Here is a 12,418-nt window from a genome sequence, read left to right as displayed (position 1 = left end):
TCGCGTGCCGGCAGGGTTGCGTCGGCGCGACAGTCTCGCGGCCGGCGTGCGCGTTGCACACCCGGCGCTCATTCCCCGTTATCCTGACCGTTCCGCGAGCGAAAACGAGGAGCGTGCAATGTCCGTCCGTCTGGTCGTCATCTGTGCGCTGGCGCTTGTTGCGCCCGGCGCGTTCGCCCAACCGCTGCCGCCCGGGCAGCAACCGTCGTCGCAGCAGCAGGCGATGGCCAATCCCGCGTCGGTCAATTGCGCCAAGCTCGGCGGCCGCCACACGATCCGCAGCCTGTCGAGCGGGCAGGTCGGCATGTGCGTGTTCAAGGATGGCCGCGTGTGCGAGGAGTGGGCGCTGTACCGCGACGACCGCTGCGTCGGCGGCGTCACACCGAAGCGCGCGTCGAACTGACCGGGCCCGGCCGGTCGCGCCCCCGATCGGCCGCGCGCCGCGTCCGTAAGCATCTTGTTATACTCGGCGCCGCCCGGGGACGACCCCGGGTCATTCGCTTCAACGGGGACGGCCCCATCCGATACGGAGTACGTCGAGATGGCGTGGGTATGGTTGTTCATTGCCGGATTACTGGAAGTGGCCTGGGCGGCCGGCATGAAATCGTCGGACGGTTTCACGAAGCTCGGTCCGTCGGTGTTGACGATCGTGACGGCGCTGGCCAGCTTCGGGCTGCTCGCGGTCGCGATGCGACAGCTGCCGCTCGGCACCGCGTACGCGGTGTGGACGGGCATCGGCGCGGTCGGTGCGTTCGTGTTCGGCATCGTGATGATGGGCGAGGCGCTGACCGTCGCGCGCGTCGCGAGCGCCGCGCTGATCGTCGCGGGGCTGATCGGCCTCAAGCTGTCGTCTGCGGCCTGACGACGGCACCCAGGTGCGCACGCGCCCGGTGCCGCACTGCGGAATTGCGCCGGCCGTGCGCCTAGCCTGTCTATAATGGAACGCATTCGGGCCTGAATACCGTCGTGCTTCTCGCAGCACGCGGTGCCGGTCGCCACGCGCCGCGCGGCCAGTCTGTCCGACCCGATCCGATCAATCGGCAAATCGCACGGAAAGTGCAAGGAGAGGGCCATGATCGAAGCCATTTCGCTCGGCGCGGGGCTCGCGTGGGCGAGCGGCCTGCGCCTGTACCTGACCGTGCTGATCGCCGGCGTGCTGGCGCGGTTCGGCTGGCTCCACCTGCCCGACACGCTGGCCGTCCTGATGTCGCCGTGGGTCATCGGTGCCGCGGCCGTGCTCACCGTCACCGAATTCCTTGCCGACAAGATCCCCGCGTTCGACTCGCTGTGGGATGCCGTGCACACCTTCATCCGCATTCCGGCCGGCGCCGTGCTCGCGGCCGGCGCGCTCGGCCATGCCGATCCGACCATGCTCGCGGTCGCGGGGCTCGCGGGCGGCTCGCTCGCCGGTGCCGCACACGTGGCGAAGGCCGGCACGCGCGCGATGATCAACCTGTCGCCGGAACCGATTTCGAACTGGATCGCCTCATCGACCGAGGACGGCCTCGTGGTCGGCGGGCTCGTGCTCGCGTTCTTCGTTCCGCTCGCGTTCCTCGTGCTGCTTGCCGCCTTCATCGCGGCGTCCGCATGGGCGCTCCCGCGCCTGTGGCGCGGTGTGTCGGGCGGCTTTCGCGGCATGGCGAACCACATGGTGTCGCGGCTCAACTCGATCGGGGGGAAGCGCGATTGAAGGGGCGGCAACACGCGGCGCAGCCGCCGGCCGGGCAACCCGGCCATGAGGTGAACGCGCATGCCGGCCGCTTCGGCCTGCGCGACCTGATCCGCCAGGCCGCCCGCATGACCGCGCGCGACTGGCGCGCGGGTGAGCTGACGCTGCTCGTCCTTGCGCTGGTGCTCGCGGTCGCGGCGCTGACGAGCGTCGGCTTCCTCGCCGACCGGCTGCGCCAGGGGCTCGAGCGGGACGCGCGCCAGATGCTCGGCGCCGATTTCGTCGTGCGGGCCGATCGCCCCGTCGATCCGTCGTTCGACCAGCAGGCCCGCGCACTCGGCCTGCGTACCGCGACGACCGCCATCTTCCCGAGCATGATCGCGTCCGCCGCGGGCGGGCAGGCGACCGACGCGGCGCCCTCGCGCCTCGCGGCCGTGAAGGCCGTGTCGCCCGGCTATCCGTTGCGCGGCGCGGTCGAGATCCTGCCGGCCGGCGCGGCCACCGCGCAGAAGGCGGCAGCGATTCCCGCTCCCGGCACCGTATGGGCCGATCCGGCGCTGCTCGATGCGCTGCACCTGAAGGCGGGCGACACGGTGCGCGTCGGGCTGCGCACGTTCAAGGTCGCCGCGTCGATCTCCCGCGAACTCGATCGCGGTTTTTCCTTCGTCAATTTTTCGCCGCGGCTGATGATGCGCGCCGATGAACTCGCGGCGACGGGGCTCACGGGCTACGGCAGCCGTGTCACGTACCGGCTGCTGGTCGCCGGCGACCAGCAGGCCGTCGCGCGTTTCGAAGCGTATGCGCACGCACGTGTCGACGGCGGGAAACTGCGCGGCGCCGGTCTCGAGTCGTTGCAGGAAGGCCAGCCGCAGGTGCGGCAGACGCTGGATCGCGCACGCCACTTCCTGACGCTCGTCGCACTGCTCACCGCGCTGCTCGCGGCGGTCGCGATCGCGATGGCCGCGCAGCGCTACATGCGGCGCCACCTCGACGGCTGCGCGACGATGCGCTGCCTCGGCGTGAGCCGCCGCACGCTCGGCGCGCTGTTCACACTCGAATTCGCGGGCATCGGGATCGTGTCCGGCGCCGCAGGCGCGATGCTCGGCTACGGCGGCCACTGGGCATTGCTGGCCGCGCTCGGCGGCCTGATCGACGTGGTGCTGCCGCCCCCTACGCCGTGGCCGGCGCTGATCGGCGTGGGCGCCGCGCTGGTGCTGCTGCTCGGCTTCGCGCTGCCGCCGCTCGTGCCGCTCACGCGCGTGCCGCCGGTGCGCGTGCTGCGGCGCGAGTGGGGCGATGCGTCGCGCACGGCGTGGGCCGCGTATGCGATCGGCGTCGTGCTGTTCGCGGGGCTGCTGATTGCCGCCGCCGGCAACCTGAAACTCGGGCTGATCGTCGCGGGCGGTTTCGCCGGTGCGCTGGTCGGTTTCGCGCTGATCGCGCGGCTCGTGCTGTTCGCCGCCGCGCGTGCGGTGCGCAACGCGCGCGTGGCCGCGGGCGTCGGCTGGCGTTACGCGCTCGCGTCGCTGCACCGGCGCGGCACGGCCAGCGCGCTGCAGATCACCGCGCTCGCGCTCGGCCTGATGTGCCTGCTGCTGATCGCGATCACGCGCAACGACCTCGTCGCGGGCTGGCAGCAGTCGACGCCGCCCGATGCGCCGAATCAGTTCCTGATCGACATCCAGCCCGACCAGCGCGCCGACGTCGCGGCCTATCTGGCCGCGCACGGCGTGCGCGACGCAGTGCCCGAGCCGATGGTGCGCGGCCGCCTCGTTGCGATCAACGGCAAGCCGGTGAATCCGGACGCATACCCGTCCGAGGAGGCGCGCCGGCTCGTCGACCGCGAGTTCAACCTGTCCTATACGACCCAGTTGCCGTCCGACAACCGGATCATCGAAGGCGACTGGTTCGGCACCGCGGCGACGCCGCAGATCTCGATCGAGGCCGGCCTGGCGAAGACGCTGAACGTGAAGCCGGGCGACGTGCTGCGCTTCGACGTGACGGGGCTGACGGTCGATGCGCCGATCACCAGCGTGCGCAAGCTCGACTGGGGTTCGTTCCGCGTCAATTTCTTCGTGCTGATGCCGCCGCCCGTGCTGAAGGATTTCCCGGCCGTGTACCTGACGAGCTTCCATTTGCCGGCATCGAATGCCGCGCTGCTCGATCCGCTGATCGCACGCTATCCAAACCTGACCGCGATCGACGTCGCACCGATCCTCGCGCAGTTGCAGCGGATGATGCTGCAGGTGGTCGGCGCGGTGCAGTTCCTGTTCATGTTCACGCTCGCGGCCGGCGTGCTCGTGCTGTACACGGCGCTTGCCGGCACGCGCGACGAGCGGGTGCGTGAGGCCGCGCTGCTGCGCGCGCTCGGCGCGTCGCGCGCGCAGGTCAACGCGGTGCAGCGCGCGGAGTTCGTCGTGGTCGGCGCGCTGGCTGGTGCGCTGGCATCGGCGGGCGCGATCGCGGTCGGCTGGGTGCTCGCGTCGCGCGTGTTCGACTTCCAGCTCGCCGTCGATCCGTGGCTCGTGCCGGCCGGCATCGCGGCCGGCGTCGCGTGCGCCGGTGCGGCCGGCTGGCTGAGCCTGCATAATGTGCTGCGGCGCCCCGCGCTGCAGTCGCTGCGCGACGCATGAGCGTCGCCGGCAGCCCCGAAGATCCCGTTTTCCGACTATCCGTATGACCGATGTGAATGACGATGCGCCGTCGCAACCGACGGCGTTCGAGCTCGTGGGTGGTGAAGCCCGCGTGCGCGAGATGGTGGACCGCTTTTACGACCTGATGGACCTCGAGCCCGAGTTCGCGCAGATTCGCGCGCTGCACCCGGCATCGCTCGACGGTTCGCGCGACAAGTTTTTCTGGTTCCTGTGCGGGTGGCTCGGCGGCCCCGACCACTACATCAGCCGGTTCGGCCATCCGCGGCTGCGCGCGCGGCACCTGCCGTTCCCGATCGCGTCGGTCGAGCGCGACCAGTGGCTGCGCTGCATGGCGTGGGCGATGGAGGACATCGGGCTGCCCGAGCCGCTGCGCGAGCGGCTCATGCATTCGTTCTACGACACGGCCGACTGGATGCGCAACCGGCCCGGTTGATCGACCGGTACGCCGCCGCCCGCGCGCGGGGCGATCTGCGTCTGGGCGCGCGCGCCGCGCGGCGCGACACTGGCCGCTTTCCCAATCGATACGAGGCTCGCCCGATGACGACACAAGCGCTGTTTCGCGAAGACGCGTACCTCACGCAATGCGATGCGGTCGTCCTGGCCGTCGGCGACGACGGCATCCGGCTCGACCGCACCGTGTTCTATCCGCTCGGCGGCGGCCAGGCCGGCGACACCGGCACGCTGACGCTGCCCGACGGCAGCACGATCACGATTGCCGATACGCGCAAGGCCAAGTTCGACGGCGCGACGCCCGACGACGCCGTGCACGTGCCCGCACCGGGGCAGGAGGCGAGCGTCGCGACGCTCGAGCCCGGCACGCGCGTGGTTGCGGAGATCGACTGGCTGCGCCGCTATCGTCACATGCGGCTGCATACCGCGGCACACCTGATGTGCGCGGTGCTGCCGTACGCGGTCGACGGCTGCAGCGTGACGGCCGATTACGTGCGGCTCGATTTCGCGACGTCCGACGCGATCGACCGCGACGACGTCGAGCGGCGCCTCGCCGGCCTGGTGGTCGGCGCGCACCCGGTCACGACCGAATGGATCACCGACGACGAGATGGCCGCACGGCCGGACCTCGTGCGCACGATGAGCGTGAAGCCGCCGATGGGCCTCGGCCGCGTGCGGCTGCTGCGCATCGAGCAGGTCGACCTGCAGCCGTGCGGCGGCACGCATGTGCGCAATACGTCCGAAATCGGCGAGCTGCGGGTCGCGAAACTGGAAAAGAAGAGCGCGCGCACCCGGCGCCTCGTACTGGAGTTTGCATGACGATTGACACCCCCCACGCGGGCGCGGCGGCGCTCGATCCGCGAGCGCGGGAGATTCTGGATTTCTGGTTCGGCGAGCCGGGCTCGGCCGAATTCGGGCAGAACCGCAAGGTCTGGTTCAATGGCGGCGCGGCGTTCGACGACGTGCTGCGCACGCGCTACGGCGCATTACTCGACGCCGCATGCGACGGCGCGTGCGATCACTGGGCAGGCTCGCCGTTGGGGGCACTGGCGTTGATCGTCGTGCTCGACCAGTTCTCGCGCAACATCCATCGCGGCACGCCGCGCGCGTTTTCCGCCGATCCGAAGGCACTCGCGCTCGCGCGCCGCGTCGTCGCGGCCGGCTGGGACGCGCGGTTGCCGAGCGGGCATCACCGCGCGTTCGCGTATCTGCCGTTCGAGCACGATGAGTCGGTCGAGAGCCAGCGTGAGGCCGTGCGCCTGTGCGCGGGCATCCGGGACGAGGCAGGGTGCGAGAGCTATCACCGCTTCGCGTTGCTGCATGCGGCCGTCGTCGAGCGCTTCGGCCGCTTTCCGCACCGGAACGCGATTCTTGGTCGGGTATCGAGCGACGAGGAGACGGCGTTTCTTCGCGAGCCCGGTTCCTCGTTCTGACGATTCGGGCCGCGGCGTGACGTGGGGAGGGCGGCGGCCCACGGCGTCACACGGGCACGGAGGCGGCAAGGGGCGCCGGTCGGCGGCGCGTATTTCCGGATGGCGGTTCGCTGCTCGGGCGGTGGCGCTCACCGCTCCACGCCCGGCATGAGGGCAAGCACGGCGGCGCGCCGTGCCTCCCCGCGTTACTCCGCGTGCTGTTCGGGCGTGCGCACGTACACGCGCAGCAGTTCCTCGTTGTCGCCCGGGCGGGCGCCCGTCCAGAACAGTTTCCATTCGTCGCCGGGCGCCGGATCGACGGCCCGCACGCCCTGGACGATCATCCAGGTGCAGCGCGTCGTCTTCGCGTCGGCGATCGGCGTGTGCTGGATGCCGGAGAAGTAGTACAGCATCGGCGCTTCCGATTCGCCGAGCCCGTGCAGGCTCGCCATGCAGTCGCCGTCGTTCCATTCGAGCGCGAGGTGCGCGTTCAGGTCGTCGAACACCGAGCGGTAGCTCTTCGCGACGTCGAGCCACGGCAGCAGCAGCGTGTAAATGAGCCCCCATGCGACGAGTGCGCCGGCGCCCCACGATAGCGCGCCGCGCCAGACGCCGGTCGTGCGCAGCTTTGGCAGCAGCGTCAGCCAGCCGACCGTCAGCGCGAGCGCACCGATCACCAGCGCGGGTTCGATCGGCATCGTCCAGTCGAGCGGCAGCCAGCGGCCGAGCAGCGCGACATCCTTGCGCGACGCGGCCGGATCGGCCATCACCGCCCAGATGGCCCACGCGAGCGCGGCGGCCGTGCCGAACAGGATGCGGCTCAGGTAATCCCACGCGAGATGCAGCTGGCGCGGCAGGCGGTCGATGGCCTGCGCGGCGACCAGCGCGAGCGGGGCGAAGAACGGCAAGATGTAGAGCTGGCGCGACGTCGCGGACACTTGCAGCACGACGAGCCCGATGACCGTGAACATCACCGGCAGCGCGATGCGCGGCGTGCGCCAGTCGCGCCACGCACCCCGCGCGAGCGCGACGATCGCGAGCGGCGCGACCGGGAAGCCGACGAGCAGGAACGCGCGCAGGATGAAGAACGGCTTGTCGTTTTCCGCGCCCAGTTCGGGGACGGAGAAACCAAAGAAGCGGCCGACGTTGTTATCCCAGAACCACGTCATGAACAGTGTCTCGGAGCGCAGGAACAGCGCGGTCGGCCAGACGAGCGCGAACGGCGCGAACACCAGTGCGGCGACGCCGAGCGAGCGCGCGAACGCGCGGGTGCGGCAGGCCGGATAGAGCACCAGCGCGCCGACGAGCGTGGCTGCAAACACGAGCGGCACGAACAGCCCCTTCGTCATCAGCGCGATGCCGACGCCCGCGCCGAAGATCGGCGCGGCCCAGCGGCCCGACGGCCGGACCGGCAGCCCGTGCCGCATCTGCTGCGCGCGCGCGACGTGCTGCATCACGAGTTCGAGCAGTCCGCAGAACGCGATTGCCGTGCCGGCGAACAGCGCGACGTCGGTCATCATGTCGTGCACGTGCTTGATGACGACGAGCGTGCCGGCGCTCAGCACGACGGGACCGATCACGCGCAGGTCGAACCAGGAGTCTGCGCGGCTGGCGACGCGCGCCGCGCGCGCGATGAAGCCGAATGCAAGTGCGGCGAACAGCGCGCTCGCGAGCCGGGCCGCGTCGTGCAGCGGCATCACGCGCTGCAGCAGCCATGCGAGGCTGGTCGCGACCCACGCGTAAAGCGGCGGCTTTTCCATGAACGGCAGGCCGGCATTGGTTGGCACGACGAAGTCGCCGGTCTCGAGCATGTGCTGGATGATGCCGAACGTGTAGGTTTCGTCCTGCTTCCACGGATCGTGGCCGAGCACGCCCGGCAGCGTATACGCGCAGATCAGCGCGGCGACGAACAGCCACGTGCGCCAGCCGAGCAGGCGCGAGCGTTCGCGCGTCGTGCGGGTTGCGGCGCTCGAGGCGACGACGGGCGTGCCGGCGGCGTCGAGCGTGGCGGTGAGGTCGGCGTCGGCGGTCGAGTGGGTGTGCTGGGCCGGAGCGGGCACAGACGTGCGTCGCCGGCTGGGCGCTGCGGTTCCAGGCATGGAAGGAGTCTCGGGTCGAGTCGAGCCGGTCCGGCGACATGGGCAGGACCGATTGGGGCCACATCAAGGGCCAATGGGCAGATGTTTATGACACCTGTCTGAATATCCGCTAGTAGAACACGGAATTGTTACGGTGGATTACCGTTCGTGTCACGGAATTGTGGAGATTTGTGGTGTCGTGACGACGGATTGCTTCGGGCGGCGGTTTTTGATGCGCCGCAGTGCGGAATTACCGGCCGCCGCCGACGTCGAGCAGGGCGCCCGTCGTGTAGGACGCCGCGTCGCCCAGCAGCCAGACGATCGCTTCGGCGATCTCCTGCGCTTCGCCCGCACGGCCGAGCGGGGTCGTTGCGCCGAGGCGGGCCGCACGGCCCGGCTGGCCGCCGCTCGCGTGAATGTCGGTCTCGATCAGGCCGGGGCGGACCGCGTTGACGCGCACGCCGTGCGGGCCGAGTTCCTTCGCGAGACCGATCGTCAGCGAGTCGACCGCGCCTTTCGACCCCGCATAGTCGACGTATTCGTTCGGCGAGCCGAGCCGGGAAGCGATCGACGACACGTTGACGATCGCGCCGCCGCGGCCGCCGCGGTCGGTGGACAGCCGGCGCGCCGCTTCGCGCGCGCACAGGTACGCGCCGAGCACGTTGGTGTCGAACATCCGCCGCAGCCGGTCGGCCGGCATGTCGGCGAGCGGCATCGACGGCGCGACGATGCCCGCGTTGTTGACGAGCGCGTCGACGCGGCCGAATGCGGCCGTGACGGTGTCGAACATCGCGATGACATCGGCTTCGTTCGCGACGTCGCCCGCGACGATGCACGCGCGGCCGCCCGCGTCGCGCACGGCCTGCGCGGTGAGTTCGGCTGCCGCCGCGTCGCGCGCGTAGTTGATGCCGACGTCCCAGCCGCGCTCGGCCGCGAGCACGGCGGTCGCGCGGCCGATGCCGCGGCTCGCGCCGGTGATGAGGACGGCCTTGCGGTCGGACGGTGCGGTCATCGCGTGCGGGTTCCGGTGACGGTTACTTCGCGGCGTCGGGCGCCCACTTGTCGCGGGCAGGCGGCTGGTAGCGGCGCAGCCGCTCGATCAGCGCGACGGGCTCGGATTCGACGCACAGTGCGTCGAAATAGGCCGGACGCATGAAGCCTTCGTCGACCGTATGGCGCAGCAGCGCGATCAACGGATCGTAGAACGAATCGATGTTGTAGACCGCGACGGGCTTGCGGTGATAGCCGAGCTGCGCCCACGTGTAGACCTCGAAGAGCTCTTCGAGCGTGCCGGCGCCGCCGGGCATCGCGACGAACGCGTCGGAGAGATCGGCCATCATCTTCTTGCGGTGGTGCATGTCGGGCACGACGTGCAGTTCCGACAGCCCCGTATGGCCGACTTCCTTGTCGACGAGCAGTTCGGGGATCACGCCGACCGCACGGCCGCCGGCCGCCATCACTTCGTCGGCGATCACGCCCATCAGGCCGACCCGGCCGCCGCCGTAGACGAGCGTGAGGCCCGCATCGACGAGTGCGCGACCGAATGCGCGCGCGGCATCGGCATAGACGGGCCGCACGCCGGGCGACGAGCCGCAGTAAACGCAGACTGCCTTCATTGCTTGGAATCCTTGGCGGGTGCCTGCCCGATGACGACGGGGCTGTCGGCGGGGCGCGGCGAGCCGTCGCGTGGCGGCAGGTAGTCGGTGAACTGGCGCTTCGGCAGCTTGCCCGAGACCAGGTCGTCGAACAGCTGGCGCGAACGGCCGCGCAGGTACGGTGCCATCACGGAGATCACGTGCATGCTCACCTGGTGCAGTTCCTCGCGGATCGCATCCTGGTCGTTGTATTTGCGCGGATGCATCACGTACTGATACGACAGCCAGTACGTCGAAATGACGGCCATGTTGGTGGCGATGACCTCGATCTCGGCGGGCGTCGCGACCATCTCGGTGTCGGACACGAGCAGCTCGCACATGTCGCGCGCGAAGCGCACCTTGTGGCTGATGATCTGCTTGAAGTGCGTCTCGAGCGTGCGGTTGCGGGCGAGCAGGTCGTTGAGGTCGCGATACAGGAACCGGTAGGTCCACATGAAATCGGCCATGTACTGCAGGTACGACCAGGTTTCGTCGATCGTCGGACGATGATCTTCGGGAAAGCGCAGCCGCCGTTCGATCTGCTGCTCGAACTGCGCGAAGATGCTGTTGATGATGTCGTCCTTGTTGCGGAAATGGTAGTACAGGTTGCCTGGACTGATTTCCATTTCCTCGGCGATCGTCGTGGTGGTGACGTTCGGTTCGCCGATCTCGTTGAAGAGTTTCAACGACAACTCGAGAATCCGTTCGCGGGTGCGGCGGGGAGGTTTCGCTTCCATGTCGTCCGGCCCTGTGTGTGCCGGACTGGCGGGCGCTGCAATCGATGCTGCGTGATTCGTCCGGCGCGGGTTGCTGTTCTATGTCTAGCGGACGATTATAAACCGGGGTTCCGCCACATCGGGGCATTTCGTGATCGCCTCCCGCGCGGCGCATGGTGCAGCGCCGCACGCGGGCGGTGCGCCAGGTACCCGCGGGGCAGCCGTCTAGAAGCCGAGCCAGCGGGCGACGACCGGTCCGAGCACGAAGCCCCACGTCGTCACGCATGCGAACAGCGCGACCGTCACGGCTGCGCTGCCGAGGTCCTTCGCGCGCTTCGAGAGTTCGTGACGCTCGAGCGAGATGCGGTCGATCGCGGCCTCGACGCTCGAGTTCAGCAGCTCGACGATCAGCACGAGCAGCACCGACGCGATCAGCAGCGCGCGCGATGCCGCCGGCACCGGTGCGAATGCGCCGACCGGGAGCATCAGCGCGGCGAGCGTGAGCTCCTGGCGAAACGCGCTCTCCTCGCGGATCGCCACGCGAAAGCCGTTCAGCGAATGCTTGAGGGCGTACCAGGCGCGCGTGATGCCGCGATGGCGCTTGTACGGATTCGGCGGCAGCGGCGCGAGCCGATCGTCGGGGCCGAGCGGCTCGTGCGCATGCACGTCCGCGTCGGCGTGCGGCTCTTCCTCGTCGAACGGGCGGTGCCGTTGCGGCGTTGCGTCTGGGGGCGGGATTTTGTCGTTCAGGTCTCGTTTCAAACGGCGGCACCTTCTGCTGGCGAGTACGCGGTCTTCGGCAGCGGCTTCAGATGCGACGCGAACTGCTCGGATGCCGCGCGCCACGAGAAGCGTTCGGCCCACGCGCGCGCAGTGGTGCGTTCGATCTTCAGCGCCTCGAGGCAGGCTTCCTGCAGGTCCTCGTGCATCGCGCCGGCGTCGCCGCCGCTGAGCACGTCGATCGGGCCCGTCACGGGATACGCGGCTACCGGCGTGCCGCAGGCGAGCGCCTCGAGCAGCACGAGGCCGAACGTGTCGGTGCGACTCGGGAACACGAACACGTCGGCCGCAGCATACACCTTGGCGAGCTCGGCCTGTGACAGCACGCCGAGATAGTTTGCTTCCGGATAGCGCGACTTCAGCTCCGCGAGCGCGGGGCCTTCGCCCGCGACCCACTTCGAGCCGGGCAGGTCGAGGCGCAGGAATGCCTCGACGTTTTTCTCGATCGCGACGCGGCCCACGTACAGGAAGATCGGCCGCGCGGTATTGAGCACCTTCGATTCCATCGGCCGGAACACGTCGAGATCGACGCCGCGGGTCCACAGCACGACGTTCGTGAAGCCGAATTTCTCGAGGTCCTGCTTGACGACCGGCGTCGGCGCCATCACCGCGAGCGACGGGCCGTGGAACCAGTGCAGGAAGCGGTAGGTCGCGGCGAGCGGGATGCCGAAGCGCGCCTGCACGTATTCCGGAAAGCGCGTGTGGTACGCGGTCGTGTACGGCAGCTTGCGCGAACGCGCGTAGCGTCGCGCGGCGAGGCCGAGCGGGCCTTCGGTCGCGATGTGCAGCGCGTCGGGTGCGAAAGCATCGATCCGCGCGCGCAGCTTGCGGTACGGCAGGATCGACAGGCGGATCTCCGGGTAGGTCGGGCAGGGCACCGTGCGGAATTCGAGCGGCGTCAGCAGTTCGACGCGGTGGCCGAGCGCGGTGAGTTCGCGCGACGTGCTCTTCAGCGTGCGCACGACGCCGTTGACCTGCGGTTCCCACGCGTCGGTGACGATCATGATCTTCATCGCGGCTTTGTC

At 69.6% G+C, this 12,418-nt stretch carries 13 protein-coding genes; 7 read left to right on the top strand and 6 right to left on the bottom strand.

Annotated elements, in window-relative coordinates; translation table 11 throughout:
* Positions 1-118: 118 nt before the first annotated feature.
* From CFB82_RS13070 to CFB82_RS13040, 7 genes are all read left to right on the top strand, one after another.
* Positions 119-403 (top strand): DUF333 domain-containing protein, encoded by a 285-nt coding sequence (locus tag CFB82_RS13070; protein WP_069248494.1) that lies wholly within the window; start codon positions 119-121, stop codon positions 401-403.
* A 138-nt stretch (positions 404-541) separates the two neighbouring features.
* Positions 542-862, top strand: a complete 321-nt coding sequence (gene sugE / locus CFB82_RS13065; RefSeq protein WP_069248493.1) for a quaternary ammonium compound efflux SMR transporter SugE — start codon at positions 542-544, stop codon at positions 860-862.
* A gap of 210 nt (positions 863-1,072) precedes the next feature.
* A complete protein-coding gene (locus CFB82_RS13060; RefSeq protein WP_069248492.1) occupies positions 1,073-1,690 on the top strand; it encodes a DUF4126 domain-containing protein in 618 nt (205 codons plus the stop codon).
* Positions 1,687-4,302, top strand: coding sequence for an ABC transporter permease (locus CFB82_RS13055; RefSeq protein ID WP_179255402.1), 2,616 nt, complete (start codon positions 1,687-1,689; stop codon positions 4,300-4,302). Before CFB82_RS13060 ends, CFB82_RS13055 begins: the two co-directional genes overlap by 4 nt.
* Before the next feature lie 43 nt (positions 4,303-4,345).
* A complete protein-coding gene (locus tag CFB82_RS13050; RefSeq protein WP_089446124.1) occupies positions 4,346-4,756 on the top strand; it encodes a group II truncated hemoglobin in 411 nt (136 codons plus the stop codon).
* Positions 4,757-4,860: 104 nt separating this feature from the next.
* Positions 4,861-5,592: an alanyl-tRNA editing protein gene (locus CFB82_RS13045; protein WP_089484350.1), complete on the top strand. Its 732-nt coding sequence runs from the start codon at positions 4,861-4,863 to the stop codon at positions 5,590-5,592.
* Entirely contained in the window at positions 5,589-6,206 is a 618-nt protein-coding gene (locus CFB82_RS13040) for a DUF924 family protein (RefSeq protein ID WP_089484349.1), read from the top strand. The genes CFB82_RS13045 and CFB82_RS13040 overlap by 4 nt, the downstream gene beginning before the upstream one ends.
* 185 nt (positions 6,207-6,391) lie before the next feature.
* Here CFB82_RS13040 and CFB82_RS13035 read toward each other — a convergent pair whose 3' ends face one another.
* The 6 genes from CFB82_RS13035 to CFB82_RS13010 all read right to left on the bottom strand — a co-directional run bounded on the left by CFB82_RS13035 (position 6,392) and on the right by CFB82_RS13010 (position 12,406).
* Positions 6,392-8,284: an ArnT family glycosyltransferase gene (locus CFB82_RS13035; RefSeq protein ID WP_089484348.1), complete on the bottom strand. Its 1,893-nt coding sequence runs from the start codon at positions 8,282-8,284 to the stop codon at positions 6,392-6,394.
* 229 nt (positions 8,285-8,513) lie between these two features.
* Positions 8,514-9,275 carry an SDR family oxidoreductase gene (locus CFB82_RS13030; protein WP_089484347.1) on the bottom strand — a complete coding sequence of 254 codons (762 nt, stop codon included), beginning with the start codon at positions 9,273-9,275 and terminating at the stop codon, positions 8,514-8,516.
* 22 nt (positions 9,276-9,297) lie between these two features.
* Positions 9,298-9,879 carry a TIGR00730 family Rossman fold protein gene (locus tag CFB82_RS13025; protein ID WP_069248485.1) on the bottom strand — a complete coding sequence of 194 codons (582 nt, stop codon included), beginning with the start codon at positions 9,877-9,879 and terminating at the stop codon, positions 9,298-9,300.
* Positions 9,876-10,634 (bottom strand): TetR/AcrR family transcriptional regulator, encoded by a 759-nt coding sequence (locus tag CFB82_RS13020; RefSeq protein WP_089484346.1) that lies wholly within the window; start codon positions 10,632-10,634, stop codon positions 9,876-9,878. Before CFB82_RS13020 ends, CFB82_RS13025 begins: the two co-directional genes overlap by 4 nt.
* Positions 10,635-10,838: 204 nt before the next feature.
* Positions 10,839-11,375 (bottom strand): diacylglycerol kinase, encoded by a 537-nt coding sequence (locus tag CFB82_RS13015; protein WP_069248483.1) that lies wholly within the window; start codon positions 11,373-11,375, stop codon positions 10,839-10,841.
* A complete protein-coding gene (locus CFB82_RS13010; protein WP_069248482.1) occupies positions 11,372-12,406 on the bottom strand; it encodes a glycosyltransferase family 4 protein in 1,035 nt (344 codons plus the stop codon). Before CFB82_RS13010 ends, CFB82_RS13015 begins: the two co-directional genes overlap by 4 nt.
* Between the last annotated feature and the right edge of the window lie 12 nt (positions 12,407-12,418).

Origin of the sequence: Burkholderia sp. HI2714 (genome assembly GCF_002223085.1) — a bacterium.
Lineage (GTDB): Bacteria > Pseudomonadota > Gammaproteobacteria > Burkholderiales > Burkholderiaceae > Burkholderia > Burkholderia lata_D.
Note: the sequence above shows the minus strand (reverse complement) of the source record. Positions and strands in the feature narration are given on the sequence as shown.